The 23,441-nt window shown below is 65.4% G+C and carries 41 protein-coding genes, 2 tRNA genes and 1 pseudogene; 6 read left to right on the forward strand and 38 right to left on the reverse strand.

Annotation, left to right across the window (positions count from 1 at the left end; genetic code table 11):
• From IE122_RS08455 to IE122_RS08495, 9 genes and pseudogenes are all read right to left on the reverse strand, one after another.
• A pseudogene (locus IE122_RS08455) lies at positions 1 to 263 on the reverse strand (tRNA (guanosine(37)-N1)-methyltransferase TrmD); the annotation flags it as partial.
• Entirely contained in the window at positions 260 to 619 is a 360-nt protein-coding gene (locus IE122_RS08460) for a hypothetical protein (RefSeq protein ID WP_189620716.1), read from the reverse strand. The pseudogene IE122_RS08455 and the gene IE122_RS08460, both read right to left, overlap by 4 nt.
• A 2-nt stretch (positions 620 to 621) precedes the next feature.
• Positions 622 to 996: a type II toxin-antitoxin system VapC family toxin gene (locus IE122_RS08465; protein ID WP_189620717.1), complete on the reverse strand. Its 375-nt coding sequence runs from the start codon at positions 994 to 996 to the stop codon at positions 622 to 624.
• Positions 993 to 1,286: an AbrB/MazE/SpoVT family DNA-binding domain-containing protein gene (locus IE122_RS08470; protein ID WP_189620718.1), complete on the reverse strand. Its 294-nt coding sequence runs from the start codon at positions 1,284 to 1,286 to the stop codon at positions 993 to 995. Before IE122_RS08470 ends, IE122_RS08465 begins: the two co-directional genes overlap by 4 nt.
• Before the next feature lie 31 nt (positions 1,287 to 1,317).
• Entirely contained in the window at positions 1,318 to 1,830 is a 513-nt protein-coding gene (gene rimM / locus IE122_RS08475; protein ID WP_189620719.1) for a ribosome maturation factor RimM, read from the reverse strand.
• 3 nt (positions 1,831 to 1,833) lie between these two features.
• Positions 1,834 to 2,283 carry a 30S ribosomal protein S16 gene (gene rpsP, locus IE122_RS08480; RefSeq protein WP_189620720.1) on the reverse strand — a complete coding sequence of 150 codons (450 nt, stop codon included), beginning with the start codon at positions 2,281 to 2,283 and terminating at the stop codon, positions 1,834 to 1,836.
• A 36-nt stretch (positions 2,284 to 2,319) separates the two neighbouring features.
• Positions 2,320 to 3,774: a signal recognition particle protein gene (gene ffh, locus IE122_RS08485; RefSeq protein ID WP_189620721.1), complete on the reverse strand. Its 1,455-nt coding sequence runs from the start codon at positions 3,772 to 3,774 to the stop codon at positions 2,320 to 2,322.
• 169 nt (positions 3,775 to 3,943) lie between these two features.
• A tRNA-Ala gene (locus IE122_RS08490) sits at positions 3,944 to 4,019 on the reverse strand.
• A 146-nt stretch (positions 4,020 to 4,165) separates the two neighbouring features.
• Positions 4,166 to 4,486, reverse strand: a complete 321-nt coding sequence (locus IE122_RS08495; RefSeq protein WP_189620798.1) for a TIGR02300 family protein — start codon at positions 4,484 to 4,486, stop codon at positions 4,166 to 4,168.
• A 222-nt stretch (positions 4,487 to 4,708) separates the two neighbouring features.
• Here IE122_RS08495 and aroA point away from each other — a divergent pair, with 222 nt between their 5' ends.
• Together aroA and IE122_RS08505 are read left to right on the forward strand one after the other, a co-directional pair.
• On the forward strand, positions 4,709 to 6,040 hold the full coding sequence (gene aroA / locus IE122_RS08500) for a 3-phosphoshikimate 1-carboxyvinyltransferase (protein ID WP_189620799.1): 1,332 nt from the start codon (positions 4,709 to 4,711) through the stop codon (positions 6,038 to 6,040).
• Entirely contained in the window at positions 6,031 to 6,294 is a 264-nt protein-coding gene (locus IE122_RS08505) for a CBU_0592 family membrane protein (RefSeq protein WP_444544218.1), read from the forward strand. Before aroA ends, IE122_RS08505 begins: the two co-directional genes overlap by 10 nt.
• Before the next feature lie 77 nt (positions 6,295 to 6,371).
• Here IE122_RS08505 and IE122_RS08510 read toward each other — a convergent pair whose 3' ends face one another.
• Together IE122_RS08510 and IE122_RS08515 are read right to left on the reverse strand one after the other, a co-directional pair.
• Positions 6,372 to 7,214: a hypothetical protein gene (locus IE122_RS08510; protein WP_189620722.1), complete on the reverse strand. Its 843-nt coding sequence runs from the start codon at positions 7,212 to 7,214 to the stop codon at positions 6,372 to 6,374.
• A 41-nt stretch (positions 7,215 to 7,255) separates the two neighbouring features.
• Entirely contained in the window at positions 7,256 to 8,104 is an 849-nt protein-coding gene (locus tag IE122_RS08515; protein ID WP_373299123.1) for a TrmH family RNA methyltransferase, read from the reverse strand.
• 154 nt (positions 8,105 to 8,258) lie between these two features.
• Here IE122_RS08515 and IE122_RS08520 point away from each other — a divergent pair.
• Positions 8,259 to 8,344: transfer RNA gene (locus IE122_RS08520), tRNA-Tyr, on the forward strand.
• Between the two features lie 23 nt (positions 8,345 to 8,367).
• On the opposite strand, the gene IE122_RS08525 is transcribed toward IE122_RS08520, so the two are convergent.
• The 27 genes from IE122_RS08525 to IE122_RS08655 form a co-directional block, all read right to left on the reverse strand.
• Complete coding sequence (locus IE122_RS08525) at positions 8,368 to 9,453, reverse strand: tyrosine-type recombinase/integrase (protein WP_189620723.1); 1,086 nt, start codon at positions 9,451 to 9,453, stop codon at positions 8,368 to 8,370.
• The gene (locus IE122_RS08530; RefSeq protein WP_189620724.1) at positions 9,440 to 9,652 is read right to left on the reverse strand and encodes a hypothetical protein; all 213 of its coding nucleotides are present in this window, start codon (positions 9,650 to 9,652) and stop codon (positions 9,440 to 9,442) included. The genes IE122_RS08525 and IE122_RS08530 overlap by 14 nt, the downstream gene beginning before the upstream one ends.
• A 1-nt stretch (position 9,653) precedes the next feature.
• A complete protein-coding gene (locus IE122_RS08535) occupies positions 9,654 to 10,385 on the reverse strand; it encodes a DNA methyltransferase (protein ID WP_189620725.1) in 732 nt (243 codons plus the stop codon).
• Entirely contained in the window at positions 10,382 to 11,272 is an 891-nt protein-coding gene (locus IE122_RS08540) for a DNA adenine methylase (protein WP_229813920.1), read from the reverse strand. Before IE122_RS08540 ends, IE122_RS08535 begins: the two co-directional genes overlap by 4 nt.
• Positions 11,245 to 11,514: a hypothetical protein gene (locus IE122_RS08545; protein ID WP_189620726.1), complete on the reverse strand. Its 270-nt coding sequence runs from the start codon at positions 11,512 to 11,514 to the stop codon at positions 11,245 to 11,247. Before IE122_RS08545 ends, IE122_RS08540 begins: the two co-directional genes overlap by 28 nt.
• Positions 11,511 to 12,491: a DNA cytosine methyltransferase gene (locus IE122_RS08550; protein ID WP_189620727.1), complete on the reverse strand. Its 981-nt coding sequence runs from the start codon at positions 12,489 to 12,491 to the stop codon at positions 11,511 to 11,513. Before IE122_RS08550 ends, IE122_RS08545 begins: the two co-directional genes overlap by 4 nt.
• A gap of 1 nt (position 12,492) precedes the next feature.
• Positions 12,493 to 12,681, reverse strand: a complete 189-nt coding sequence (locus tag IE122_RS08555; RefSeq protein WP_189620728.1) for a hypothetical protein — start codon at positions 12,679 to 12,681, stop codon at positions 12,493 to 12,495.
• Complete coding sequence (locus IE122_RS08560) at positions 12,678 to 13,262, reverse strand: hypothetical protein (RefSeq protein WP_189620729.1); 585 nt, start codon at positions 13,260 to 13,262, stop codon at positions 12,678 to 12,680. Before IE122_RS08560 ends, IE122_RS08555 begins: the two co-directional genes overlap by 4 nt.
• Entirely contained in the window at positions 13,255 to 13,461 is a 207-nt protein-coding gene (locus tag IE122_RS08565) for a hypothetical protein (RefSeq protein ID WP_189620730.1), read from the reverse strand. The genes IE122_RS08560 and IE122_RS08565 overlap by 8 nt, the downstream gene beginning before the upstream one ends.
• Positions 13,461 to 13,727, reverse strand: a complete 267-nt coding sequence (locus tag IE122_RS08570) for a hypothetical protein (protein ID WP_189620731.1) — start codon at positions 13,725 to 13,727, stop codon at positions 13,461 to 13,463. Before IE122_RS08570 ends, IE122_RS08565 begins: the two co-directional genes overlap by 1 nt.
• Positions 13,724 to 14,125 carry a hypothetical protein gene (locus IE122_RS08575; RefSeq protein ID WP_189620732.1) on the reverse strand — a complete coding sequence of 134 codons (402 nt, stop codon included), beginning with the start codon at positions 14,123 to 14,125 and terminating at the stop codon, positions 13,724 to 13,726. Before IE122_RS08575 ends, IE122_RS08570 begins: the two co-directional genes overlap by 4 nt.
• Positions 14,122 to 14,640 (reverse strand): ASCH domain-containing protein, encoded by a 519-nt coding sequence (locus IE122_RS08580; RefSeq protein WP_189620733.1) that lies wholly within the window; start codon positions 14,638 to 14,640, stop codon positions 14,122 to 14,124. The genes IE122_RS08575 and IE122_RS08580 overlap by 4 nt, the downstream gene beginning before the upstream one ends.
• Positions 14,637 to 14,867: a hypothetical protein gene (locus IE122_RS08585; protein WP_189620734.1), complete on the reverse strand. Its 231-nt coding sequence runs from the start codon at positions 14,865 to 14,867 to the stop codon at positions 14,637 to 14,639. The genes IE122_RS08580 and IE122_RS08585 overlap by 4 nt, the downstream gene beginning before the upstream one ends.
• Complete coding sequence (locus IE122_RS08590; RefSeq protein WP_189620735.1) at positions 14,864 to 15,106, reverse strand: hypothetical protein; 243 nt, start codon at positions 15,104 to 15,106, stop codon at positions 14,864 to 14,866. Before IE122_RS08590 ends, IE122_RS08585 begins: the two co-directional genes overlap by 4 nt.
• 24 nt (positions 15,107 to 15,130) lie before the next feature.
• Entirely contained in the window at positions 15,131 to 15,406 is a 276-nt protein-coding gene (locus tag IE122_RS08595) for a hypothetical protein (RefSeq protein ID WP_189620736.1), read from the reverse strand.
• Positions 15,406 to 15,741, reverse strand: coding sequence for a hypothetical protein (locus IE122_RS08600; protein WP_189620737.1), 336 nt, complete (start codon positions 15,739 to 15,741; stop codon positions 15,406 to 15,408). Before IE122_RS08600 ends, IE122_RS08595 begins: the two co-directional genes overlap by 1 nt.
• On the reverse strand, positions 15,738 to 15,977 hold the full coding sequence (locus tag IE122_RS08605) for a hypothetical protein (protein WP_189620738.1): 240 nt from the start codon (positions 15,975 to 15,977) through the stop codon (positions 15,738 to 15,740). The genes IE122_RS08600 and IE122_RS08605 overlap by 4 nt, the downstream gene beginning before the upstream one ends.
• Positions 15,971 to 16,117, reverse strand: a complete 147-nt coding sequence (locus IE122_RS08610) for a hypothetical protein (protein ID WP_189620739.1) — start codon at positions 16,115 to 16,117, stop codon at positions 15,971 to 15,973. Before IE122_RS08610 ends, IE122_RS08605 begins: the two co-directional genes overlap by 7 nt.
• Complete coding sequence (locus IE122_RS08615; RefSeq protein ID WP_189620740.1) at positions 16,114 to 16,314, reverse strand: hypothetical protein; 201 nt, start codon at positions 16,312 to 16,314, stop codon at positions 16,114 to 16,116. The genes IE122_RS08610 and IE122_RS08615 overlap by 4 nt, the downstream gene beginning before the upstream one ends.
• Before the next feature lie 12 nt (positions 16,315 to 16,326).
• Positions 16,327 to 16,482, reverse strand: a complete 156-nt coding sequence (locus tag IE122_RS08620; protein WP_189620741.1) for a hypothetical protein — start codon at positions 16,480 to 16,482, stop codon at positions 16,327 to 16,329.
• Entirely contained in the window at positions 16,482 to 16,988 is a 507-nt protein-coding gene (locus tag IE122_RS08625; protein ID WP_189620742.1) for a hypothetical protein, read from the reverse strand. The genes IE122_RS08620 and IE122_RS08625 overlap by 1 nt, the downstream gene beginning before the upstream one ends.
• The gene (locus tag IE122_RS08630; RefSeq protein WP_189620743.1) at positions 16,985 to 19,627 is read right to left on the reverse strand and encodes a primase/helicase family protein; all 2,643 of its coding nucleotides are present in this window, start codon (positions 19,625 to 19,627) and stop codon (positions 16,985 to 16,987) included. Before IE122_RS08630 ends, IE122_RS08625 begins: the two co-directional genes overlap by 4 nt.
• Positions 19,624 to 19,881 carry a hypothetical protein gene (locus IE122_RS08635; RefSeq protein WP_189620744.1) on the reverse strand — a complete coding sequence of 86 codons (258 nt, stop codon included), beginning with the start codon at positions 19,879 to 19,881 and terminating at the stop codon, positions 19,624 to 19,626. The genes IE122_RS08630 and IE122_RS08635 overlap by 4 nt, the downstream gene beginning before the upstream one ends.
• Before the next feature lie 66 nt (positions 19,882 to 19,947).
• On the reverse strand, positions 19,948 to 20,325 hold the full coding sequence (locus IE122_RS08640; RefSeq protein WP_189620745.1) for an Ogr/Delta-like zinc finger protein: 378 nt from the start codon (positions 20,323 to 20,325) through the stop codon (positions 19,948 to 19,950).
• A complete protein-coding gene (locus IE122_RS08645) occupies positions 20,322 to 20,780 on the reverse strand; it encodes a phage regulatory CII family protein (RefSeq protein ID WP_189620746.1) in 459 nt (152 codons plus the stop codon). Before IE122_RS08645 ends, IE122_RS08640 begins: the two co-directional genes overlap by 4 nt.
• Positions 20,777 to 21,061 (reverse strand): hypothetical protein, encoded by a 285-nt coding sequence (locus IE122_RS08650; RefSeq protein ID WP_189620747.1) that lies wholly within the window; start codon positions 21,059 to 21,061, stop codon positions 20,777 to 20,779. Before IE122_RS08650 ends, IE122_RS08645 begins: the two co-directional genes overlap by 4 nt.
• Positions 21,058 to 21,399 (reverse strand): transcriptional regulator, encoded by a 342-nt coding sequence (locus IE122_RS08655; protein ID WP_189620748.1) that lies wholly within the window; start codon positions 21,397 to 21,399, stop codon positions 21,058 to 21,060. Before IE122_RS08655 ends, IE122_RS08650 begins: the two co-directional genes overlap by 4 nt.
• A gap of 85 nt (positions 21,400 to 21,484) precedes the next feature.
• Between IE122_RS08655 and IE122_RS08660 the strand changes: the two genes are divergently transcribed.
• Genes IE122_RS08660 through IE122_RS08670 form a run of 3 tightly spaced genes read left to right on the forward strand, consistent with a single transcriptional unit; the run spans position 21,485 to position 23,408 of the window.
• Complete coding sequence (locus tag IE122_RS08660) at positions 21,485 to 22,153, forward strand: type II toxin-antitoxin system RelB family anti-toxin (protein ID WP_189620749.1); 669 nt, start codon at positions 21,485 to 21,487, stop codon at positions 22,151 to 22,153.
• Positions 22,154 to 22,171: 18 nt separating this feature from the next.
• Complete coding sequence (locus IE122_RS08665) at positions 22,172 to 22,810, forward strand: Ltp family lipoprotein (protein WP_189620750.1); 639 nt, start codon at positions 22,172 to 22,174, stop codon at positions 22,808 to 22,810.
• A 43-nt stretch (positions 22,811 to 22,853) separates the two neighbouring features.
• Positions 22,854 to 23,408: an excalibur calcium-binding domain-containing protein gene (locus tag IE122_RS08670; RefSeq protein ID WP_189620751.1), complete on the forward strand. Its 555-nt coding sequence runs from the start codon at positions 22,854 to 22,856 to the stop codon at positions 23,406 to 23,408.
• Positions 23,409 to 23,441: the final 33 nt, after the last annotated feature.

A 23,441-nucleotide genomic window follows, 5' to 3' on the forward strand; every position in this document is an offset into this window, starting at 1 on the left:
AGGGGCGCAGCGATCTTAGCCTTCGCGGTTGCGCGCGCATGATCGATCGCATCGGCCAGCACATCGACCTTGAGCACCATCCCGGCCCCGCCGCCCGCCGGCGTGTCATCGACGGTGCGATGCTTGTCCTTCGCGAAATCGCGGATCTGCACCGCATCCAGCGACCAGTCCCCGCGTTCCAGCGCCCTGCCTGCCAGCGACACGCCGAGCGGCCCGGGGAACATTTCGGGGTAGAGGGTGAGGATGGTGGCGGCGAAGGTCATCTTGGGCCTCTTGGAGTCAACCATGAACACGCCAGCCGATGCCCGATGATCGGGCCGACCAAGAGACCAAGTGAGATAAGCCCAATCATGAACGTGTCGATGAACACACCGCCAAGCTCTCCACCACAGCTCAACTCACCGGGGCCAGATACCCGATAGCATTCGGCTTCCTGCAGGCGCCCCTGCCAGAACGCCCATGCCGGGATCGTTATTAGCATCGCCGGCATCGCAAGCACGAACTGCCAAGGCCTGCGCAACAAACCAACCTTCCACATGATCCAGAGCAACCATGCAACGAGCAGGCTCATCAAGGCGAGGAGGGCTAGAACGAGAGGAAGGATGAAGACGAAGAACAAGATCACAACGCCCAGTTCTCAATCACCAGTCCAGGCACGTCAGCGAAGTCAGCCTCGTTTTCGGTAACGACGATCAGGCCCAGTGACAGCGCATGAGCGGCGATCAAACGATCATAGCCCGCGCGCTTGAACGGTACCTTGGCATAAGCTTTGGCGGCCGCATCGTCGAACGGGAGCACAGGGATCTCCTCGGCCATCAATGCCAGCACCTCAAGCGGAGGCGGCTTCCCGCGCTCCGAACCATGCAGCACCTCGGCAAAGACAATGGCCGAGGTCACGATCTCCCCTGCATCGCATTCTGCGGCACGCGCCATGATCCTGTCGTCAGTATCCAGGCCAATCGCGATCAGGACATTGCTGTCGAGAAGGTATTTCATTCGCCCGGCAGATGCTTGCCGCGCCAATCCGCATCATCCCAACGCAACGGCCTGGGCTCGAAAATGCGGTCCTCGGACTTGATTGGTTTCAACCCCGAGCCTGCAGCACATCCGCGCACTTTTTCGATATTGAACTTGCGGTTGGGCTTGGCCTTGGGATGAAAGATCAAATCGCCGTCCTTTTCCTCGACGGTCCACTCGCGATCGGGCTCAACGCCCAGTGCCGCTGGAATGCGGATGGCGATCGAGTTTCCTGACTTGAAGCTCTTGGCAGTGAACTCGATACCCATCGGCAGCTCCTGTATATACGCAATGTATATACTACCCCGCGAAGGCGCTGGCAACGATCAGCCGTTCGGCATCCCACTCCGGCACGGCGGCGGTGTTCATCGGCACCATGAACCGCTCGCGGCGGCCCTTTTCATCCGGCTCGGCGCGTTCGATCTCCAGCACGTCACCCGCGCCAAAGTTATCGACTGCGATCACCGTGCCGATCGCCAAGCCTTCGTCAGTGACAACAGCAAGGCCGATCAGATCGGCGTGATAGTATTCGCCTTCGGCCAGCGGCGGCATCGCCGAGCGGGGGACGGTCAGCGCCGTGCCGCGCAGCTTTTCGGCGGCGGTGCGGTCGGCCACTTCGGTGAAGCGGGCGATGGCACCGCCCTTGCCGTCATCGCGCAGCTTGGCCAGCGTGAGGGTGGAATCGTTGAAGGCGCGGTAAGCCTTCAGGGCTTCCACGCCTTCGCCGAACAGTTTGAGGCGCACCTCTCCCGTCACGCCATGCGCGCCGGAAATGGCGGCAAGCGTAACGGGGCGATCGGATCGCGATGCCAAGGCTTAGGCCTCGGTCGATTCCTCGGTGCTTTCTGCAGCCGGAGCTTCCTCGGCAGCGGCTTCGGGGGCCGGAGCAGCAGCGGCTTCGGCAGCAGCCTTGGCGGCTTCTTCGGCTTCCGCGATCTTGGCGGCCTTGTCCTCGGCGCGTTCCTTGGCCTTCTTGCCCGGCTCACCCTTGTTCGGGTTCACGGTGGCGGCACGTTCCTTGATCCCGGCCTTGTCGAGCAGGCGGGCGACGCGGTCGGTCGGCTGCGCGCCGACGCCGAGCCAGTAGCGCACGCGGTCTTCGACCAGGCGAACGCGGTTTTCATCGTCCTTGGCGAGCAGCGGGTTGTACGTGCCAACCTGCTCCAGGAACTTGCCGTCGCGCGGCGACAGCGCGTTGGAGACGACGATCTTGTAGTAGGGGCGCTTCTTGGCACCGCCGCGGGACAGACGAATGGAAACGGCCATGTGACTTACCTTTCTTTCAAATTCAGTATGATAAAGTTATTTCTTCAAAAACTTGCTGAGATCGGCACCGCCGCCGCCGAGCCCGGGAAAGCCACCCGCACCCGGGCCAAGCCCCGAGCCGCCAAGGCCCGGCATGGCGGCGTCGAGGCCGCCCTTGCCGAACATGGCGGCGAGGCCCTTGAGGCCGCCCATCTTCTTGATCTGCTTCATCGCCTTGGCCATCTCCAGGTGCATTTTCAGCAGCTTGTTGACGTCCTGCACTTGCGTGCCCGATCCATTGGCGACGCGGATCTTGCGTTTGGCGTTCAATAGCGCCGGGTTAGCGCGCTCTTTAGGGGTCATCGAACCGATGATCGCGTCCATGCGCAGCAGCACCTTGTCGTCCATGCCGGACTGGGCCATCGCCGCCTTGGCCTTCTTCATGCCGGGCATCATGCCCGCCAGCATGCCGAGCCCGCCCATGTTCTGCATCTGGCGCAACTGGGTGCGCAGGTCGTTCATGTCGAACTTGCCCTGCTCCATGCGCTTGGCGAGCGCCTCGGCCTCTTCGATCTTGACGCTCTCGGCCGCCTTCTCGACGATCGAGACGATATCGCCCATGCCGAGGATGCGGTTGGCGACGCGGCTGGGGTGGAACACCTCCAGCGCATCCATCTTCTCACCGGTGCCGGCGAACTTGATGGGCTTGCCGGTGACCGCGCGCATCGACAGCGCCGCACCGCCGCGCGCATCGCCGTCCATGCGGGTGAGGATGACACCGCTGAGATCGACCTGGCCCGAAAAGCTCTGCGCGACGTTCACCGCGTCCTGGCCGGACAGCGAATCGACCACCAGCAGCGTTTCGCGCGGGGTCGAGATCGCGGCCACGGCCTTCATCTCGTCCATCAACTGCTGATCGACGTGGAGCCGGCCGGCGGTATCGAGCAGCAGCACATCGACTGCCTGCAGTTTTGCCGCCTGCATGGCGCGGGTGGCGATTTCGGTGGGCTGCTGGCCGGGGATGATCGGCAGGGTGCCGACGCCGACTTGCTCGCCCAGCACCTTCAACTGTTCCTGCGCCGCCGGGCGGTTGACGTCGAGCGAGGCCAGCAGGACTTTCTTGCCCTGCTTGTCCTTCAGCATCTTGCCGAGCTTGGCGGTGCTGGTGGTCTTGCCCGAGCCTTGCAGGCCGACCATCATGATGACCACCGGCGGTGCGGCGTTGAGATCGAGTTCGGCGGTGGTCTCGCCGCCCAGCGTCTCGATCAGGGCATCGTTGACGATCTTGACGACCTGCTGGCCCGGCGTGACCGAGCGCAGGACGTCATGGCCGATCGCCTTTTCGGTAACCTGATCGATGAAGCGCCGGACGACGGGCAGGGCGACATCCGCCTCCAGCAGGGCGATGCGCACTTCGCGCATGGCATCGCGGACGTCCTGCTCCTTGAGCGCGCCACGGCCGCGCAGCTTGTCGAAGACGCCGCCAAGACGATCCGAAAGACTGTCGAACATTGACCAACTCCAGTTGCGACGTACACCGGACACGATACCCGTAACGCCAAAAACGCCGGTGGGCGAAACCTCGCCGACCAGCGCTTGCGGGACATTACGCGAAAAACGCCGGCGGACGAAACCTCGTCAACCAGCGTATCGCGCGTCACGCGAAACCTATGTGTCGAAATGGTGGAGCCGAGGGGGATCGAACCCCTGACCTCTACAATGCCATTGTAGCGCTCTCCCAGCTGAGCTACGGCCCCGTCCATTTCAGCCGAAACGAGCCTGGGCGGTTCGTTTCGTCCCTCACTTGCGCTTGGGAGGTCGCCCTCTAGGGGGGTGCTCCCGGCTTGGCAAGAGGGTTTTTGGAGTGCCGGAATTTTTCACCGGCGCTCCTTTTCAAGTCGCCTTACGTGTCGATTTCCTCGCCGTCGTCACCGCCGCCGATACCTAGGTCGTCGTCGCCGCCGAGGTCCACGTCGTTGTCGGGCGAATCGCCGTCTTCATCAATGTCCAGATCCTCATCGGCGAGGTCCAGGTCCTCGTTCTCGACGACTTCCTTCTTCTGCACTTCCTCGAACGGAATCGGCTGCTTCGACTTGAGCACCGGTTCCGGATTCCAGGTATTGCCGCATTCGATGCAGGTCACCGGGTCATCCTTGCCCAGATCGTAGAAGCGGGTGCCGCATTTCGGGCAGCCGTGCTTGGCACCCCACTCAGGCTTGGCCATGAAACGTCCTCGTCTGTTCCGCTCCCGCCAGAAGCCGGGGAGCGCGAAAAAATCCGTGTATTGATGGGTAGGCACGGACGCGAAATCAAGCTTGGGCTTGTCCGCGTTCGGCCACATCAGGGCGCGCGCCTTGCCATAGCCTGCCCGCGCTGTCAAAAGCCGCCCCGATTTTCCAGTATTATTCGCCGAAAGCCTGATCTCTTGAGCCACGATACCAGCGCCATGCGCCCGCGCCGCTTCCTGCCCAACGGGCCGCTTCGCGGACGGATCCGTGTCCCGGGCGACAAGTCGATCAGCCATCGCTCGATCATGCTGGGGGCGCTCGCGGTCGGTGAAACGAAGGTGACCGGGCTGCTGGAGGGCGAAGACGTGCTGGCCACCGCCGCCGCCATGCGGGCGATGGGGGCCACGGTCGAACGCACGGGCGAGGGGGCGTGGTCGGTCCACGGTGTCGGCGTCGGCGCGCTGCTGCAACCGCAGGCACCGCTCGACATGGGCAACTCGGGCACCTCTACGCGGTTGCTGATGGGGCTTGTCGCCAGTCACCCGATCACCGCCACCTTCGTCGGCGATGCCTCGCTGTCCAAGCGGCCGATGGGCCGGGTCATCACCCCGCTCAGCCAGATGGGCGCGCGGATCGAGGCGAGCGTGAGCGACCAGGGCGGCGGACGGTTGCCGCTGATCCTCAAGGGCGCGTTCCCGGCGGTGCCGATCGCCTATCGCCTGCCGGTCGCTTCGGCACAGGTGAAGAGCGCGGTGCTGCTGGCCGGGCTCAATACGCCGGGCATCACCACGGTGATCGAACCGGTGCCCACTCGCGATCATTCGGAACGCATGCTCAAGGGGTTCGGCGCGGAGCTGGATGTCGAGACCGATCAGGACGGCACCCGCATTATCACCATCCGCGGCGAGGCGGAGCTGAAGCCGCAGACCATCGACGTGCCCGGCGATCCGTCCTCCGCCGCGTTCTTCATCGTCGCCGCGCTGGTGGTCGAAGGCAGCGAAGTGCTGATCGAGAATGTCGGCATGAACGCCACCCGCGCCGGCATCGTCACCGTGCTGCGCCAGATGGGCGGGCATATCGAGGAACTGAACCCGCGCGAAGTGGGCGGCGAACCGGTGGCGGACCTGCTGGTGAAGCATTCGCCGCTGACCGGCGTGACCGTCGATCCCGCGATCGTGCCGAGCATGGTCGATGAATTCCCGGTGCTGTTCGTCGCCGCGGCGCTGGCCGAAGGACGCACGGTGACGACCGGGCTGGAGGAACTGCGCGTCAAGGAATCCGATCGCCTGGCGGTGATGGCGCAGGCGCTGACACTGGCAGGCGCGCGGGTGGAGGAAACCGAGGACGGCCTCATCATCGACGGCACCGGCGGCGCGCCTTTGGCGGGCGGGGCCGAACAGCCCGTCGCCACCCACCTCGACCACCGCATCGCCATGGCCATGGCGGTGGCCGGCATCGCCAGTTGCAACGGGGTGGAAGTGGACGATACCCGCCCGATCGCCACCAGCTTCCCGACCTTCGAAGCAATGCTGGACGGCCTGTGCGGGTAACCGATTGGCTATCGGCCGACGCCGCCAACGCCATCGGCTTCGCCGGCATGGCCTGCATCATATTCGCTTATGCCTATGCCACCGGGCGTAGCCGCCCGAACCCGTTCGTCCAGCACGGCGTCAACCTTGCGGGCGCGCTGCTGCTGACCGTATCGCTGCTGGTCAACCTCAACCCGCCCTCGCTGGTGCTCGAAGCGTTCTGGGCCGCGATTGCCGTGTGGGGCCTGGCGAAAGCCTTTCGCGGCCGGGGCTGAGGGCGACAGGCAGTCGAGGCCGGCGCGACGTGGCCGAGATGAACGGAACGTGTGACGTTGATTAAAAGCTCGACGCGCTAACGCGGTGAAAGCTGGACCAGCGCCATCGGCGCAACCTGGGTGCGCGGATTGATCGTCCAGGCCAGCGCCTTGCCGGTCGTTTCGGCCACCGGTCCCTCGTCGGTGTTGTTCGCCAGGATTTGCCCGTCGGTGCGGATGATGAAAGTGCCGTCGATCGGGTTGGGCTTTCCGCCATCGTCGCCGGCGGTCATCCCGCCAAGGCCGCCCATCAGCCCTGCCGCGCCGCTGCCGCCGCCGGCAGGGCCGAACCCCGGCGCATCGATCCGCACGCTGCCATCATCGCGCAGGGCGATCTGGACGAAGGCGTTGGCCATGGGGAAGCGCTCCACCGTCGGAAAGGTGAAATCGTGATCGAGCCGGCCTGACAGGACATAGTCCACCGCGAACCGTCCGGCCCCCAGATAGGTCACCTTGTTCCACCCGGCCTGGCGCTGGAGCCGGGCGGCGATCTCCTGCGCGGCGGCCGGGTTGCCGGGATCGATGCCACCGAACAGGTACTGCGCCGCCTGCGCATCGCTCTTGCGCTTGGCGGCCTGCTGCGCTTCCCAGGCCTTTTGCTGTTCGGCCAGCTCGTCCTGGTGGCAAGGGCGCTCGTCGAAAGTGTCGTCGGCGTGGCATGCCTCGGGCGTAAAGCGCGCCTTCTTTTCCGCTTCGATCAGCGGCAGCATGTAGATTTCGCCGCTGTAGCGGAACGTGAAGCTGCGATCCTTGCCGATGTCGAGGCTGGAGGTGAACTTGCCCGGCGCGAACAGGCACGCCGCCAGCAGCAGGGTGAGGGCCCCGATCCCGAGCGCCGCGACCAGCCGCCGCCAGCCTGCCTGTCCGATACGCCTTGCCATTGCCCGGGTCCCCCATGTCGCCATCGACGGTGCCCGGCCGGTCACTCCGATCGGGTCGCCACCGCATATAGCGCAATTGCGCCGGCGTTGCTCACATTCAGGCTTTCCATGTCCGCGCTGATCGGCAGGCGGGCAATCGCATCGCAGTGCTGGGTGATGTTGTGGCGCATGCCGTCGCCTTCCGCGCCCAGCACCAGCGCCACCGGCCCGGCGGGCAGCGCCTCGCCCAGCGTGGCCTCGGCCTCGCCGTCAAGGCCGATGCGCCAGTATCCGGCCTCGGCGATCTCCTCCAGCGCGCGGGCGAGGTTGACCACCCGCACCCACGGCAGCACTTCCAGCGCGCCCGAGGCGGACTTGGCGAGCACGCCCGATTCGGGCGGGGCATGGCGATCCTGGGTGACGATGGCGCAGGCGTTGAACGCCGCCGCCGAGCGCATGATCGCGCCGACATTGTGCGGATCGGTAACCTGATCGAGCACGACCACCGGGCGTTCGGGATCGCCCTGCAACACATCGTCGAGGAAGATGTCATCGAGCGGCGCGCACTCCAGCACCAGCCCCTGATGCGGCGCGTCGCGGGCGACCAGGCGGGCAAGGTCGGCGGGCTGGGCCCATTCGACCGGGAAGTCGCTCGGCAATTCGCCATCGAGCGAGGCCACGCCTTCGCGGGTCGCCCAGAGCTTGCGGTGCTGGCGGTCGGGGTTCTTCAGCGCCGCCTCTACCGCGTGGCGGCCCCACAGGCGCACCATGCCGGTGCCGGCGCGTCCGCTGCCCCGGCCGTTCTTCATCCGCCCGGCGCGGCCGCGCAGCGGCCTGGCCGACCGGCCGCCTTGGGCGTCCTCGCCCGCGTCCCCGCCGCGGGGGCCATGATGGGAGCCGCGCTTGCTCATCGACAAATTCCTCGAATCTTCAAAAACTGATCCGCTCCTGCCAGCCACCCCATTGACAGGCAAGGCTCGCTTGGGCAAAGGCGCGCTCCTCGGCAAGACGGTCGCCTCGGCGGCCATCGACGGCGGCGAAAATCCGCCACGCACGAACCGGTGTGGACAGGTGGCCGAGTGGTTAAAGGCAGCAGACTGTAAATCTGCCCGCGCAAGCGTACGCTAGTTCGAATCTAGCCCTGTCCACCACCGAGCGCCGTTAGGCGGCAGATTTACTCGGGTTTTTCCGGGTTCGCCAAATGAGGTTCGCCAAACAGTTTTCGCATCGCCTCGTCCGCGAGGCGGGTGCGGTCGGCTTTGGCGGCGTATTTGGCGAAGGTGGCGTTCTTTTTGTGGCCGGTGACCGATCGGCCTTGCGCATCGGATGCGCCGGATTCGGCGAGCTGGCGGGAGACGGCCTTGCGCAGGCCGTGCAGTGATCCGGGACAATCGGCTTCGCGCGCCCACTTTCGGAAGCGGTTGCCGAGGCTTTCGACGGTGTACGGCGTGCCGCGTTCACTTACGATCAGGAACTTGAAGGGCGTTGCCGGCAGGGCGTTGATGGCGGCGCGCGCTTCGGCCGTCAGGGGCACGCTGGTTTCATCGTTGCCCTTCGCGTGCGCCACGTGCCAGCGGCCGTCACGCAGATCGTCGCGCTCCAGCCCGGCGAGGTTGCAGCGACGGGCGGCGGTGTTGAGGGCGAGTTCCAGCACCAGGCGGGCGGTGGTGCCGAGATCGTGATGGGTGCGATACCGTGCGATCTCATCATCGGTCCAGGTGTGGAAGCCGGGGCCGGAGCGGAACGAATCGGTTAGGGAGGCCGGGTTCGTCGCCATCCAGCCCAGCTTGATCGCGTAATCGAAGAGCTTCTTGAGCGCCTTGCGCAGGTTGTTGGCGCTCGCCGGCGTATCGGCCAGCTCGGCGATGTGCGAATCGAGCACCCCGACGGTGGCGCGCCTGGCGGGATAGGTGCCATAGCGCAGGCCGCGCTTGTCCACCCGATCGAGATACCGTTCGATGATCCGGCGGTACGTGTATTGGCTGGATGGCTGCATGCGCAGCCAGCGCGGCGCGGCGAATAGCTTGCGGGCAAGATCATCCATCGAGCCATCGGCTACCGGCCTGCTGCCTCCGATCGCGATCGGGCCGCCGGCGCGTGCCTCGGCCAGTTCGATCATGAATTCCGGCGTGCCGGGCTCGGCCTTGAAGTGGTACGGCTTCTCGCCCGTCTTGCGATAGCGATAGCGGGTTCGGCCGTGGCGATCCTTATAGGCGGTGACATTATCGGGCAGCCAGCGGTGGGACTTACGGCGCGGCATCCTTGAGGCCTTCCTCCCACGGGTTGGGCTCTTCTTCCGGATCGGGCGCGGGCAATTGCGGTTCGATTCGCGGCGAGGTGGAGGTATCGAATATCATCCTGCCGGACCGGGGCTCAAGGATCAGGACAGCGCCGGTCTTTCGCGCGGCGCGAATCGCGCGCTCGACATCGCTCTGAAGGAAGGCGGCGCGCTCGGTCATGTCAGGCCTGCTGCTGTTCCCAGGCATCGGCGATGCGGGCGCAGGCGGTGGCGAAGTGGGTGGGGTTGTGTTCGATGCCGGTGAACACCTTGCCCTGGCGGATCGCGGCGACGCCGGTTGAGCCGGTGCCCATGAAGGGATCAATGACCGTGCGGCCGGCGACGTTGCGCAGGATCTTGTCCATCACGGCGAGCGGCTTGACGGTGGGGTGCCCGTGGACCTTAGCGGCCATGGTGCCGGCAGTAATCCAGCGGTGCATGTCGTGATGATCGCCCACGGGATGGTGGCCGGGGTTCCATGCGTGCACGAACGGTTCGGTATCGGCGAGATAGTGCTTGTTGCGCATGGGCGAGGGGTTGGGCTTGATCCAGTGCAGCAGGCAGAAGCGGTGGTAGCGCGGCTTGAGGTAGGCCAGCAGATCGGGAAGCTGATCGTTGTGGCAGAACACCACCAGGCTCCCGGCGCGCAGCGGGTTGATGATCGTCATGTCGAAGCCTTGATCGAGTGCTTCGTTGACTATCTGGTCGCTTGCGCCGCGTGCCTTACGAAAACCGCCCCCACCGCTGTTGTTGAAGGCGTAGGGCGGGTCCATCACTTCGGCGTCGAAGAAGCCGAGCTTGGGACGCAGGGTGTAGGCGTCCGCCTGGTAGAGGGTGTGCGGGCCGATCCGGGCAACGCCGATGTCGCCACCGGGCGCGCCGGTATCGAGGCCGATGAAGAGGGGCTGGGTCATGCGGTCGCCAGGAGGTCGGGCGACGGCCGTCGCGACGCGCAGGACGGGTTAAGCCAGATGCATTCGGTGCGGGGAAGTGCGCCATCGGCCCGAGCGGCGCGATCAATTCGGAGCCACCCTTGGAGCGCGCGATCATAGATCGGACTTGGATAACCCGAGAGGACCACCATGCCGCGCAACTTGTCCAAGAAGGCAAGCAGCTCGGCATGATCGTCATCGCTCAATTCGTGCCGGTACACGCCGCCATTATCGGCCCGGCGATGCGCACGGGCGCGCGTCTCGGCCAAGTAGGGCGGATCGACATAATGCAGAGTGTCGGGGCCGTCGTGCGCAGCCATAACCTGCATCGCCGGGCGGCTTTCAATCACCACGCCACGCAGGCGCGCCACCGCCAGGTCGAGGCTATCAGGAAGGTTGGTCCAATCCACCGCAGGGGGTGATCCGGAGCGGTTCGAGTTGGCCCGGAAGCCGGTGCGATATTGGCCAGACGCGCCATCGGACCCATGGCCCATGAACGAACGGACAATCAGCCGGCGCGCCCTTTCGACCGCGCAGCCCGCCAATTCATAGGCGCGGTAGAATTCATCCCTGGCGAAGGGCGTAAGACGAAGGGCGGCAGTCAACCGCGAGCTGCCATCCGTATCGCGCAGCACGCCGAACAAGTTGACCAGTTCGGCATCGAGATCGTTCCAAACCTCTGCGGCTGCGCGCGGCTTGCGGAAGCCAACCGACCATGCGCCGCCGAACGGCTCGACGTAGACCCGGTGCGGCGGAAACTGTGCGATTATCCATGGTGCGAGCAACCACTTGCCGCCGTGCCAGCGCAGGATTGGGCGGGTTGGAGCGGGGGCGGTATCCATCACCAGCGCCCTTTCCGTGTTTCCCATGCGGCCAGTTCATCCGCAAAATTGACCGCGGTGCCTTCGTGGTTCGCAAAGAACAGGCCCGGCAGTTCGGAGCCGTTGGGCCGGCCGCCCTCGATCCAACCGAGGCCGAGCTTGACCAGCTTGCGCGCGGCAGCCCAATCGGGGGAGCCGCGCAGCTCGATGCCGTAGCCGTTGCCGTCGATCGGGTCGAAGCCGGAGAGGCGCAGCATGGTGGCCTGATAAGGGGTGAGTTTCGGTGTCATGATGCTGCCCTCATTTCCGGCCAGACGGCTTGGAGGAACGCGGTCGCGACCTGGAGATTGATCGCATCGCCATATCCACGCAGTGCGCCAGTTCGGCCGGGATACCCTGCAGCCAGGCAGAATGCGCCGGGTTCAACGGGCCGCAGCTTTGGTCCGTCAGGGTCTCTGCAGAGCAGCCAGTCAGCTCCAGCCCAGAAGCCGTTTGTCGGACCGCGCAGCGGATGGCGAACGGCCCCTGCGGAAGTTCCTGCATCGCCGCCTTCGCCATACCCGCATTCGACAGGCGCGGGCGGGTGGGGTCGCCGTTGTCGTACTGGTATTCGCCCCGGTTGGCGTCCATCGCGGTCGGAGCGTGCCACCCGGCCAGTAGGGCCTGCCGGGGCAACAGGTCTGTTCTGTCGCGCTCCGAACCATCCGGGTTGGTGGCGATCGTCGCCATTCCCGGCGTGTCTTTCCAATCCCGCGCGCTCGCTGTGGACCAGCCAGAGCATATATAGCCGCTGGCGTATGTTGGGCGCCCCCAGGCCCGCAGAGCAAAGATCGAGCGCCCCGCCGGCGTAAAGCGATCCTTCCATGTCAGCCGATACAAGGTCGAGCCAAGCGAGGCCGTCGTTATCCGCAACCTGTTCGCCCACGACTGCGTGAGGGCCGCAGACCGCGATGAGCCAATACCAGTGCGGCCAGAGGTGGCGAGGATCAGCAAACCCTTCTCCTGCGCCTGCCGTGCTGAAAGGCTGGCATGGGCAGGAGCCAGACCAGAAGGGGAAATCGTCAGGGATGCCGGCTGCGCGGGCGGCGACGGACCAGAGGCCGATCCCGGCGAAGAAGTGGCACTGAGCAAATCCAGAAAGTTCTGCTGGAACGACATCGCGAATGTCCCTTTCGTCAACCTCGCCGGGGGCGATCCAGCCATCGGCCATCAGGGCGCGCAGCGCGTGCGCCTTTTCGGGGTCGGGTTCGTTGTAATAGGCCCACATTTCAGGTCGCCCTCGCCGGGTGGCGGGAGAGGTAGTGGGTCAGGGTGGGGGCGACGCGGGTGCCGTCGGAATAGACGTAGGCCTGGCGGAGGGCGCACCAGCTTGCGGCGTGGGTGGTCTGGTCTGCGGCGCGGAAGGTGTGGCCGGAGCCGTCGCGGGCGGTGGCGTCGATCGGGATGAAGGCCATCATGGGCGGGCCTGCGTTGCCGGGATGCAGAGCACGTCCGCATTTCTGGTTGCGGTGAACGACCAGACGGCGGCTTCGATCAGGCCGGTATTCGCGGCGATCAGCCGTTCGAACGTGTCGTTGAGGGCCTTGGCGATCTCTTCGTTGGGCAGCCATATTTCCGGGCCGTCCTCTCCCCATCGCGCGCTGTTGTCATCGCAGAAGCGATCAATCACCCGTTCGAGCAGAGCGCAGTCGCCATCCTCCCGAAACGGGCGCGTATGGAAGGGGCCTTCGGTGGTGGCTTCGACTATGGCGATCCACGTTCCGGCCGGATATTCCCGCCCGGCCGTGGCGATCACGGCTTCGCGCGTCGGTTCGTTGAGCGCGTAGACTTCGGGCTTTTCGTCCGGACCTGCGATATCGACCGCCCACCAAGACCATTTGCGGGTGTCCGTTGAAGCAATGGCCTGCTTGACGATTTCGGCCACCCACACCTTCCCGTCGTCGCTTAGCTCATCCCATTCGCAGGCGGCGAAGGTGGAAATTACGGGGTTGCTATCGACGATCGCGCGGGCGCGTTCGAGGTCTGCGGGATCAGCCATTTCGGGTCTCCATGCGGAGCAGGCGCGCGCGGTGGTTGCGCTGGATATCGGCGCGGGCGCGGATCTGGGCGGTGGCGTGGTGGTAGGTCCGGTCTTTGAGCAGGCCGTGGAAGAACAGCGTTTCGGCGCAGAGGTGCAGGCGTTCCTCGTAAGTCTGGCCGGTCCAATCGGTGGCGAGTTCGGTGAGCTGGACGGTCATCAGCCTGCCCAGCCTTCGATGAAGTTGCCGCAGGCGTGGATGAGCTGGCCGAGGGCTTCGCGCTCTTCATCGAACGCGGCGCCATCGTGCAGGCTGTCACGCTCGATCTCGGCCGCGAGCTTGAGCGCTTCGGCGAGTTTGCAGGTTACCTCGATATCGCCGAACGGGGCGGGCCAGTTGGGGCCTTCGCGGTGGAAACGCAGGAGCTCGGCGACGGCTTCGCTGGCCTGGGCGGCGGCGATCAGGGCGTTGGCGGGGGCGGTCATGGCCAGCGGTATCCGCAATCGTCGCAATCGCAGCCGGTCGCATGCTCTGGCTCGACCTCGATCACCTCAGCCAGGAAGGATGGCAGTTCGCTGTTGTCCGGCAGGGCGATCACGGGAACGGTGGCGGCGACGCTGGCGGGCAGCTGGTAGGTTTGCTTCGGCCGCCGTGCCCATGCGGTTGCCGGATCGCACGGGGTGAACTGGTAGATCGAACCGCCGCCCAGCAGGACGGGGCCGAGCATGACCGAATCGAAGAGCGGCTCGACCTGCAGCATCTTCGTGCCGAAGCGTTCAACCTCGGCCACCCGGCCGACGAGCGTGCGGTGGCCGAGGGCTTCGACGATGGCATATTCGCCTTCGGGCAAGGCCGAGGCGTCCAGATAGGTCACGGTTGTCATGAAAGGTCTCCGATGAAGTCGGCGGGGTCGGGCCAGTTCCAGAGGCCCTGTTTGCCGCGCATGGGGATGGGTTCGGGCCACGGTTCGATATCGAGCATGGGCCAGCCCAAGTTGGCGTGGCTGTCGCGGTCGCTGTCGTTGGCGCGGGGGACGCCGAATTCTTCGGCGATGCGGGTGCCGAGGCGCGGTTCGCCGACGATCGCGGTGCCGAGGGCGGCGGCGAGGGGGAGCGGTTCGAGGCCATCCATGAAACCGCGTTCAAGGATGGGGATCGCAATATCGGCATGCAGGCAGGTTTCAGCGGCGGCGATGCGTTCCTGTTCGCTGTGGTGGCGGTCCATCAGCAGCGTCCAGAGCCAGCATGCCTCTTCGCGATCGACCTTGCGGGCGGCGGCGTGGATGACGATGCGCTGGCCGATCAGGCTGGCGGGCGGACGCCAGGAGCGGAATTCGTAGGGCTTGGCACCGGCGATCACCAGCGAGGCCCATGGCTGCCAGAGGGTGAGGGCTTTCATGCGGCACCGCCTTCCGCCGCTTCCTTGGCTTCTACTGCTGCGATGGCCGCATCTTTCGCCTGTATATAGGCGGTGGGATCGTTGCGCAGGTTGGCAAATGTGTCGAAGACGGCGTGATTGAGGGCCTTCGGCACGCGCCGCCAATGTGGCCAGCACATCAGATGACCCGGCTTGGCGTGCTTTGCGCAGTCCTTGATCGGGCACGGTGCCCCGATCGCCGCGCTCACGATACACCGCCTTGCTGGCCGTAGCCTTCATACTGGATGCCGCAGAACGGGCAGTAGGTTGGAACAGCAATGACGGGTCTACCCCGCTTGCGGCTCTCGATCTTGCTCGTTGCGATCCTCGGGCGGACGAAGGAAGGGCTGCCGTCGCGCGGAAAGCCGATGGTCACTTCGATTTCGGTATTGTGCTCGCGCAGCTTCTCATTGAAGTCCGCCAGGCAGTTGCAGGTCTTGTCAGTCATTTGCGGGGCACTTCTGTTTGAAGGTCAATCGTGTTCGCCCAGCAAGCGGGCCTGGGCGGCGTAGGCGGCTTCGGGTGAGGTGGCGCGGTGCGTGGCGGAGCCGGCGTGGAGATCGTCCAGGTGTTGCCGGGCACGCCTGCGCTGGCGTCGCCATTCGGGGCCGCGACCGGCCTTGAAGGCATCTGCCAAGGCGGTGCGGATGTCGCCGGGGAGGGCCTTGAAGCATGGGTCGCACAGGCGCTGCCAGCGCTTGCGGGAGCGGCCGCAGCCGGGGACATCGCATAGGTGAGCGCGGGGCATCAGCGGTCCTTTCTTTGCAGGTGGGCCAGAACGGCGGCGACGGGTGCGGGTCCGCCGAAATGGTAGGGGTGAAGCTGGGCGGGCAGGCGTGTGAGCGGCACCACGGTGGTGACCACAGCGACGGGCCGCCCAGCGGCATCGCGATCGAAGTTGATCAGCACGCGGCCGGGCGCGCGGTTTCGGCTGGCCGGCAGGCGGATGCAGCGCGCGCCGAAATCGATGCCACGCCGTACCGCCTCGCCCGACAGCACGGCGAAGGCTTCGCCGGCGTTGCCGCCGATCCGCTCGACATAGCGATCGACCGCGTTGGCGGAGACGATGAGCGGCAGCATCATGGCCTTGCCTCCGGCAGGACGAGGGGAAGCGGCACGCCGACCATCGCGCCCAGATCATCGAGCGCGGCCTGGGCGGCGTCGATCGTCGCCTCGGCCTTGCGGCGGGCCATGTTCCAGCGGATGTGGGAGACAGTCTCGCGACGCCATGGATTGACCGGGGCCGGCGCGCCGCCGAAGCGATGGGCGATGACCTGGTCGCGCGCCGCCAGTTCGACCTTTTGCCAGCGGGTCAGCATCGGCCGATCCACTTCACCAGTTGGGCGATGGCGACGACAGCGGCGAGCGTTGCCGCAGCGGTGCCGTAAAAGCGGAGAAGCGCGGCTTCGTAGCGGCGGGTGATGCGGCGCTGCCATGTGAAGTGGCGGCGGGCGTTCACTGCACTGCTCCGGCCGGGGCGCAATCGGGGCAGTAGGCCAGGATATCGCCGCGCGCTTCGATGGTGGTCCAACCTTCGGGCAGGACCGGCGTGCGGCGGTGTTCGACGCATTCGCAACCGGTGCAGATGAAGGTGCAGGGCGGCGGGACGGGGCGGGGCTGGTCCGCCGGGCGCGGCGATCGGGAGGGGCTGGGCATGGTGCCTTCCTTTCAGAACAGCCGGCCGCGCAGGGCTTCGACCCCGACGGCGACAAGGACGATGGCGACGAAGCCCGCGACGGCGAGGATCGAGGCGGCGAGCGAGGGCGCTGGGCGCACGTCCGGCGTGCAGCGCTGGCAACGGCAGTTGACGGGATGGATCGGCATCATGCGGCCTTTCTCGGTTCGGGAGGGGGTAGCGCGGCGCGCATTTCGCGGCCGGTCTGCAGCAGGGCGTGGGGGCGGTTCGCGGGTTCGCAGTGCCAGCGCAGGGCGATGACGAGGTGCGCCTTGTCCGCCAGATCGGCAGTGAAGCCGCCGGCTTCGCGGGCGAGATCGAGCAGGGTGTGCAAGCTGCGATCGAGCGCGGCGGCGCGGGCGGGCAGGGTTTCGATGCCGGCCGGTTCGCCTTGGCCCCGCAGGATCCAGAGCCAGTCCCGGGCGATGGCTTCGAAGGTGGCGATTTCGGCGGCGGCGGCATCGGCGGCCATTCGGCCTGACCTGACCATATCGGGGAAGCGGCGGCGGCGGGTTTCCAGCATGGCTTCGGCCATGGCGGCGAGATCGGGCCAGTCATCGCGGCGCACCGGCGGCTCTTCGGTTTCGATGCCGGACCAGATGCGCACCGGGCCGACATAGGGCCGCTGGCGGATGGGGAGGGGCGGGCGGCTCATATGATCCGTTCCGCATTCTGGGGCTGGGCGAAGACCCAGCATTTCACGCTCTTGCCCGCCGGGTTGTTGACGTTGTCGTAGCGCAGGAACTTGCGCGAATGGCTGTTGCGCAGGAGCTTGCGCAGGGCATCGCCATCGGGCGGGGTGAGGCCGGCGTGGCGGGCGCGGGCTTCGAATTCGGTCAGGCGGATGGCGATCTTTTCATTCGGCTTGCGGTGCTGGTTGAGCGATTTGCCCTCGCCATGATCGGTCGCCTTTTCGGCATCGATCAGGTGATCGACCTGATCCCAGAACTTGGCGACCATCGGGTGATCGCCGCCGCTGGACATCTGGCGATCGAGCGCCATGGCATCGACCAGCGTGAGCGTTTCGGCGATCCATTCGGGGCGCATTTCGCGACCGAACAGGTGCGGCAGGCTTTCGACGGCGGCGGCGAGTTGGCTGTGGTTGAGGATGCAGCGATCGTTGACCAGGCCTTCGACGCGGCGGCCCATTTCGCGCAAGTGAACGTCCTGCCGATCGAAGAAGAAGGGCAGGTATTTGGCTTCGTTGCGAACGACGTGGACGATGGTGCCGGACAGGCGTTCGGCCGGCCAGCGCTTCAGGCGGGTGGCGGCTTCGCGGGCGGCATCGGAAAAGCGCGACTTGTCGATATCGAGCGACATGAGGCGTTCGAGGACGGCGGGAATGGCATCGATCCGCTCATTCTGCATGAGGTAGATCGAGCCAAGGAACGGCGGTTCGCTGGTTTCGAAGCCGCCGGTCTTGCGGGCGGTGGCGCGGGGGTTGCGGCCGTTGTAGAGGGTGAGCAGATCGTTGTAATCGTAGGACCGGGCCCCGCGCCGGTCATCGTCCCGCTTGCCTTCGATAATGCCGACCGGAAGGTTCGACACCTTCATCATGATGCGGGTCAGCGCGGCGATGCTGGCGGCGTTGGGGTTGTGGCCTTCGTAATTGGCGCGGCCGAGCATCTTCCAGAAGAAGACAATCGCGGTGGTCTTGCCGGAGCCGGGGACGCCGGTGACTTCCAGAAAGCCCAGCGAGCCATCGCGCCGCCGGATCTGCACGGCGAAGAGCGACATGGTGAAGAAGGCCAGGATGACCAGCCCCTTGGCACCATAGGCGGTCCACAGATCCGGCAGCCATTCGAAATCGAGGCGATCGGGATCGTAATCGATCGCCAGCATCCGCTCTTCAGAGTAGAGCTTGACCGCATCCTTGCCGAAATCGAAATACTTGTTCGAATTCAGCTTTTCGACCTTGCCTTCGCGCACGGCGATATCGCCGAACAGCCAGGCCTTGTGCGGTTCCGAATAGCCGGTGGCGCGCACCGGGGTGATCTGCTTGAGCTTGCGGAGCTGGCGCTTCTTGATGCGGTTGAGCTGTTCCTGCCCGCCCAGCCAGAGGCCGGCAAAGGCCAGCATGCGGGTTTCGAATTCGCCGTTCTTCGCCAGCGCATTGTTGGAAAAGCGCGCCTTTACGGTGGGCCGATCGGGGAAATCGAGCTGGATGAAGAAGTTCGTCTCATCGTCGATCTCGTCCCGCTCCATGTAGAGGACGCGGAAGGCGCAGGTGCAAATCTCGTCGATCAGGAAATCGCGCTGTTCGTTTTCCTGATCGTAGTTGACCTTGCACCACCAGAGGCGGTTGCCGTGGCGGAAATCGAAGGTGGCGAACTTGGTCTTTTCATAGATCAGCTTCGCCTTGACGCGGGGCGTTTCGGCGACGGTGACCGCGCCGTTGTGCAGGTATTCCGCGATAGCCTTCGGGCTTAGGGGGGCCTTTTCGGCATCGCCCTTCCACTGCTGGTGGCGCAGCAGCAAATCGTTCCAATCGAGATCGGTGCCTTCGCCATCGGGGGTGACCTGGGCGGCGGTGGCAGCCCAGCCCTGATCCCTGGCTTGCAGCACGAAGCGACGGGCGTATTTGACGCCGGCACCGCCGGGATCGAAGGCGAAGACCAGGCGCGGGCGGGTGGGGCGCTTGATGCGCTGGAGCTCTTCGCGCAGGCGATCCAGGAAGTGTTCGGGCCAGTAGTTCGACGACATGGCCGAAACGACGGCCAGCCCCGCGCCCTGGGCCAGCGCGGCGGCATTGAAGATGCCTTCGGTGATCCAGATATCATCGGCGCGGGCGAGCGTTTCCCAATCGATCCGGGGCGGGATCCAGCAGTGGCCGCCCGGCTTGCCGCCCTTCTGGAAATGCGCCTTCTTTTCGAAGCGCGCGGGCTTGTCGATCAGGCGTTCCCAGAAGGTATCGCCGACCGGGAAGCGCACCGTGGCCGACGTCTGGTTGCCTTCGCGGTAGAGTTCCTGCGTGTAGGAGCCGCGCAGGTATTGCAGATCGAGCCCGCGTTCGTGCAGCAGATAGGCATCGGCGGTGGCGGTGGGGTTTTCCTCCGTGGCGACGAAGCGCTTGGACCATTCCTCGAACAGATCGGGCAGCAGCGAGCGGACGGACCATTCGGAGCCGCAGTTTTCGGAGCGGCCGCATTTGACCACCTTGGGGTCTTTAGCCGCGCAGTAGACCTCGCGCTGGTTGCAATCGGGGCAGCGCCCTTCCTGCAGCCATGCGCCGCCGGTCTTGCGGAACTGGAACTTGTCCTGCAGCCCTTTGAGAATGTCGGCTTCGAGATTCACGGGCGCGCGGCTCCGCCAACGATCGAGAGGTGCGGGGCGCGGTTGGCGCGCCGTGTGGTGACGGGGTAGGGGCCGGTGTAGGCGGTGGGCGGGCCGCGTTCGGGATCGATGCAGCCGGCGCAGAGACGCTGCCAGCCCCGGCCGTTCGTGAAGGCATCGAACAGGCGGTTCCACCGCCGCCCGCAGCAATCGCAGGCCGGGTAGATGGCGAAGGTCTTGCCGCAGTTGCGCGACTTCATGACGTGAACAGGCACAGTTTCCCCCTCGGCCGAAGCGGCCGTCATTCGAATTCAGGCTTTGTGGTGGGCTCCGCGCGCGGATCAGCCGGAGGCGGCGAACATGCTCATCTGATCGGGATCGTCATCGGGCGCGGCGCGGGGCGGCAGCACATGCGGCACGCGATCGCGCGGGCACAGCACCAGATCGAAACCGGGACGCTGCAGGATCCCCGGGTTGTAGGTGTGGATATAGACCACCTGGGACATGAAGGTGTGGCCGCAGCCGCTGTTGGTGCAGTGCGCGATCAGTTCCTTGACCGTAGGCGTCACGCGGGTGGACTTGCGGATATAGGCCGGGGCATCGCAGATCGGGCAGAGGACGAAGGCGCTATCGCCGGTTTGCATGCCGCCGCTGCGGAGGCGGAATTCCAGTGGTGCCTCGATCAGCGGGCGCGCCGCCAGATGCCCTTCGCCGCTCATTTCCGGTCCCCCGTCTGTTCTGCGCGATCGAGCATGGCCAGACCGTCGGTCAGGCTGTCGATCGCTTCGTGAACTTCCTTGCGCGCGCGGCGCACGGTGGTGCGATCCGGCCGTCCGGCGGCATCAATGAGGGCGGCCACCGCTTCGCCGTTTTCCTTGGCCACCTTGCCTGCCACCAGCGTCAGATCGCGGTCGGCCGGTTCGCGGGCGGCGATATCGAGGCGCAGGGCGTGGAGGCGGTGGAACGGGGCGTGATCGCCGCCATGCTCCATGAACGCCCGGTCCAACCGCTCGGCATCGATCAGGCGGATTTCAACCTCGCAATCCGGATCGGACCAATAGCGCGCAGCGCGCTCTCCCACGCCGCAGATCGCCGCGGCGCGATCCCACCCGATCCGGGCGGCGACCTCGGTCAGCGTGTGCTGGTAAGTGAGGGGTTCGCGGCGCTTGGTCATTGGGCTTTGACCAGCGGCATGAAATTGTAGCGCCAGCGGTCTGCGAAAAACGCACTGAGTTGCGCATGCACCATCGGACCCGGTGCGCCGGGCATGTGCCGCAAAATACGATCAAGGGTGCTTCCTACCTGCTTGTCGTAGTCACATGCTGCGAGAAACGCCTTCCGCTCTCCGTCGCGGGTGTGGCCTTGGAAGACGTCAAGCAGGGTCAGGTACAGCGCACCCGCAGTTTCGGACAAGCCTGCGAGGGTGTTGCGCTGCAGCGTGGAGTAGTTGCTCACGCGGCGGCTCCCTTCGTTTCGGTTAAATGTTTGAAAGGGACGCGGCGGGCGGCGGTGTCTACGCCCTGAAACCGCAATGCGGCGCAGTGATCGACGCCCACGAAGCGAGGGTGCCCCGGCAGTTCGACAGGGTAGATATCGGGGCGAAGATGATGACGAGATACGCCGTAAAGCGATTCCGCACGGATGACGTGCTCCGCAGGCAACTGCTTGGATTGATGGACGATCCGCGACATCGTGGATTGCGGTATTCCAAGATCACGGCCGAGCTGGCTTATCGATCCGGCTGCATCGCGGCATGCAAGCAGCGCTTCATATCTGGTCGGGCGAATATCCATAAATGGGTAGCTATCCAGTAATGGATAGGCAGTCAAACCGAAAATGCATGGGGCAGCGCTATTCGTATTTGGGTAGGCTCAAGACGTGGCCGAACTGATTCCCGAAAGACTAGCGGAACTGCGCAAAGCGGCGGGCTTCAGCCAAGCGGAGCTGGCCCGGCGCGTGGGAATCGGGCAGTCGTCTGCGAACCGCCTGGAAAAAGGTGGGACGCGAAATCCTCGGGAAATCATCGAGATCGCCCGCGTGCTTGGCACGACGCCCGAGTATCTCACCGGAGAGACGGACAGCGTTTCGCCAGTTGCTGTCTCTGATCTGCAATTACCGTATCGGGCTGGGCCGCCCGAAACGGTGGAACTGCAAGAGTTCGACGTGTCGTATGGCCTAGGCGCGAGCTATATCCACGACACGGCCGTAACGGGGCGCAAGCGGGTGTTCTCGCGGGCATGGATCCGGCAGTTTACCGATTCGCCCTTCTCTGACCTGTTCTGGGCCACCGGCAACGGCACCTCGATGATGCCGGCGATCCTGGAAAACGACATCCTGCTGATCGATACCCAACAGCGCACGCCGCGCATGTGGGACCAGTTCTGGGCGCTCGACATGCACGGCATGGGCATGATCAAGGCCCTGCGGCCTGGAAAGGACGGCGCGATGCGGATCACGTCGATCAACAGCGATTTCAAGGATGAGGTCGCCTACGACGGCGAAATGAACGTGGTGGGCCGGGTGGTTGCCATCGTGCGGAAGGTTTGATCAGCAGGCAGGGGGGCAATGCCGAAGAAACCGAAGCTGAATGAAGTAGCATGTCCGAAGTGCAAGGAGCCGATTGCGGTCGATGCCGAGATTTGCCCGCACTGCAAATCCGTGTTCACTGCCGACGAAGTAGCGAGCCGGAAGAAGGGCCACGCCCAAGCCAAAGCATTCGGCTGCGGGGCGGTGATTATGGGCGTGCTGCTGATCGCCATGTGCAGCGATGTGGAAAAACCGCCGCCGCTAACGGATGATCCAAGCGACGTTCCGGTGGCCAGCGCGACGGCGAGCCCCACACCGCGCGCCACCGAGACGGCGGACGCGGACGCGGAACCGCTCGCCAACAACCTCACCGGACCGCAGAACAATGCTGCGCGGTCTGCGGTACAGTACCTTGGCATCGGTGGATTTTCGCGGCGCGGGTTGATCGAACAGCTCTCGTCCGACGCGGGCGATGGCTATGACGTGGCTGATGCGACAGCGGCAGTGGATAGCCTGGATGTTGATTGGAACGAACAGGCTGCGCGGTCTGCGAGGCAGTACCTCGACATTTCGGGGTTCTCCTGCGATGGCCTGATCGAGCAATTGTCTTCCAGCTCGGGCGACCAGTACACGAAAAGCCAGGCCGAGTTCGGGGCGCAGCATGCTGGGGCATGCTGATCTTTCCAGGTGGTTTTGGCCTGCCGCCGCAATGGTGCTACTGATGGTGCCGGCCACTGCCTCCGCCCGCTGCCTGACAGAGGCCAAGATCGATGCGGCGCTGGGCGAGCAGATCAGAGCCGACGTGCCGTTTATCGATCGTTCCACGCTGCCCGACCTGCCGCTGTGTTCCGGGCTGACATTGGGGCAACAGGTGCAGCGGATGCGCGCGGCGCTGCACCCGGAGGAACAGCGCCAGCGGGAAGAAGAGCAGGCGCGGCTGATTGAGCAGGAGAACGCCGCCGCGCGGTCACGCGAAGCGCAGGCGGCGGCGCAAAGGGCGCAGGCCGCCGCACTGGACGAACCGGCGGACGGCGGATGGGCTGCGCCGACGCCGGTTGCGGCGATTGCGGTTCCGGTGCCCAGGCGCGCGAGCGCTGGGCGGACGAAGGCCAAGGCCGCGCCGGCGAAGCGCAAGGCAAGCAGCAGATCTTCCTCCCATGCCAGCTATCGAAGCTGCCGCGAGGCGCGGGCGGCCGGCGCGGCCCCGGTCTATCGCGGATCGCCCGGCTATGCGCCGCATCTGGACCGGGATAATGACGGGGTGGCTTGCGAGTGAATTGCAGTGTCGGCGAGATGAACGGGGTGGGCC

It is taken from the genome of Novosphingobium colocasiae (genome assembly GCF_014652555.1).
Taxonomy (GTDB): domain Bacteria; phylum Pseudomonadota; class Alphaproteobacteria; order Sphingomonadales; family Sphingomonadaceae; genus Novosphingobium; species Novosphingobium colocasiae.

Coding starts and splice junctions, on each gene's coding strand:
- IE122_RS08465 (WP_189620717.1), bottom strand. CDS start 996: ATGAAATACCTTCTCGACAGCAATGTCCTGATCGCGATTGGCCTGGAT.
- IE122_RS08470 (WP_189620718.1), bottom strand. CDS start 1,286: ATGGGTATCGAGTTCACTGCCAAGAGCTTCAAGTCAGGAAACTCGATC.
- rpsP (WP_189620720.1), bottom strand. CDS start 2,283: ATGGCCGTTTCCATTCGTCTGTCCCGCGGCGGTGCCAAGAAGCGCCCC.
- ffh (WP_189620721.1), bottom strand. CDS start 3,774: ATGTTCGACAGTCTTTCGGATCGTCTTGGCGGCGTCTTCGACAAGCTG.
- IE122_RS08495 (WP_189620798.1), bottom strand. CDS start 4,486: ATGGCCAAGCCTGAGTGGGGTGCCAAGCACGGCTGCCCGAAATGCGGC.
- aroA (WP_189620799.1), top strand. CDS start 4,709: ATGCGCCCGCGCCGCTTCCTGCCCAACGGGCCGCTTCGCGGACGGATC.
- IE122_RS08510 (WP_189620722.1), bottom strand. CDS start 7,214: ATGGCAAGGCGTATCGGACAGGCAGGCTGGCGGCGGCTGGTCGCGGCG.
- IE122_RS08515 (WP_373299123.1), bottom strand. CDS start 8,104: ATGAGCAAGCGCGGCTCCCATCATGGCCCCCGCGGCGGGGACGCGGGC.
- IE122_RS08525 (WP_189620723.1), bottom strand. CDS start 9,453: ATGCCGCGCCGTAAGTCCCACCGCTGGCTGCCCGATAATGTCACCGCC.
- IE122_RS08530 (WP_189620724.1), bottom strand. CDS start 9,652: ATGACCGAGCGCGCCGCCTTCCTTCAGAGCGATGTCGAGCGCGCGATT.
- IE122_RS08535 (WP_189620725.1), bottom strand. CDS start 10,385: ATGACCCAGCCCCTCTTCATCGGCCTCGATACCGGCGCGCCCGGTGGC.
- IE122_RS08540 (WP_229813920.1), bottom strand. CDS start 11,272: ATGGGAAACACGGAAAGGGCGCTGGTGATGGATACCGCCCCCGCTCCA.
- IE122_RS08545 (WP_189620726.1), bottom strand. CDS start 11,514: ATGACACCGAAACTCACCCCTTATCAGGCCACCATGCTGCGCCTCTCC.
- IE122_RS08550 (WP_189620727.1), bottom strand. CDS start 12,491: ATGTGGGCCTATTACAACGAACCCGACCCCGAAAAGGCGCACGCGCTG.
- IE122_RS08555 (WP_189620728.1), bottom strand. CDS start 12,681: ATGATGGCCTTCATCCCGATCGACGCCACCGCCCGCGACGGCTCCGGC.
- IE122_RS08560 (WP_189620729.1), bottom strand. CDS start 13,262: ATGGCTGATCCCGCAGACCTCGAACGCGCCCGCGCGATCGTCGATAGC.
- IE122_RS08565 (WP_189620730.1), bottom strand. CDS start 13,461: ATGACCGTCCAGCTCACCGAACTCGCCACCGATTGGACCGGCCAGACT.
- IE122_RS08570 (WP_189620731.1), bottom strand. CDS start 13,727: ATGACCGCCCCCGCCAACGCCCTGATCGCCGCCGCCCAGGCCAGCGAA.
- IE122_RS08575 (WP_189620732.1), bottom strand. CDS start 14,125: ATGACAACCGTGACCTATCTGGACGCCTCGGCCTTGCCCGAAGGCGAA.
- IE122_RS08580 (WP_189620733.1), bottom strand. CDS start 14,640: ATGAAAGCCCTCACCCTCTGGCAGCCATGGGCCTCGCTGGTGATCGCC.
- IE122_RS08590 (WP_189620735.1), bottom strand. CDS start 15,106: ATGACTGACAAGACCTGCAACTGCCTGGCGGACTTCAATGAGAAGCTG.
- IE122_RS08595 (WP_189620736.1), bottom strand. CDS start 15,406: ATGCCCCGCGCTCACCTATGCGATGTCCCCGGCTGCGGCCGCTCCCGC.
- IE122_RS08600 (WP_189620737.1), bottom strand. CDS start 15,741: ATGATGCTGCCGCTCATCGTCTCCGCCAACGCGGTCGATCGCTATGTC.
- IE122_RS08605 (WP_189620738.1), bottom strand. CDS start 15,977: ATGCTGACCCGCTGGCAAAAGGTCGAACTGGCGGCGCGCGACCAGGTC.
- IE122_RS08615 (WP_189620740.1), bottom strand. CDS start 16,314: ATGCCCAGCCCCTCCCGATCGCCGCGCCCGGCGGACCAGCCCCGCCCC.
- IE122_RS08620 (WP_189620741.1), bottom strand. CDS start 16,482: ATGCCGATCCATCCCGTCAACTGCCGTTGCCAGCGCTGCACGCCGGAC.
- IE122_RS08625 (WP_189620742.1), bottom strand. CDS start 16,988: ATGAGCCGCCCGCCCCTCCCCATCCGCCAGCGGCCCTATGTCGGCCCG.
- IE122_RS08640 (WP_189620745.1), bottom strand. CDS start 20,325: ATGAGCGGCGAAGGGCATCTGGCGGCGCGCCCGCTGATCGAGGCACCA.
- IE122_RS08645 (WP_189620746.1), bottom strand. CDS start 20,780: ATGACCAAGCGCCGCGAACCCCTCACTTACCAGCACACGCTGACCGAG.
- IE122_RS08655 (WP_189620748.1), bottom strand. CDS start 21,399: ATGGATATTCGCCCGACCAGATATGAAGCGCTGCTTGCATGCCGCGAT.
- IE122_RS08665 (WP_189620750.1), top strand. CDS start 22,172: ATGCCGAAGAAACCGAAGCTGAATGAAGTAGCATGTCCGAAGTGCAAG.
- IE122_RS08670 (WP_189620751.1), top strand. CDS start 22,854: ATGGTGCCGGCCACTGCCTCCGCCCGCTGCCTGACAGAGGCCAAGATC.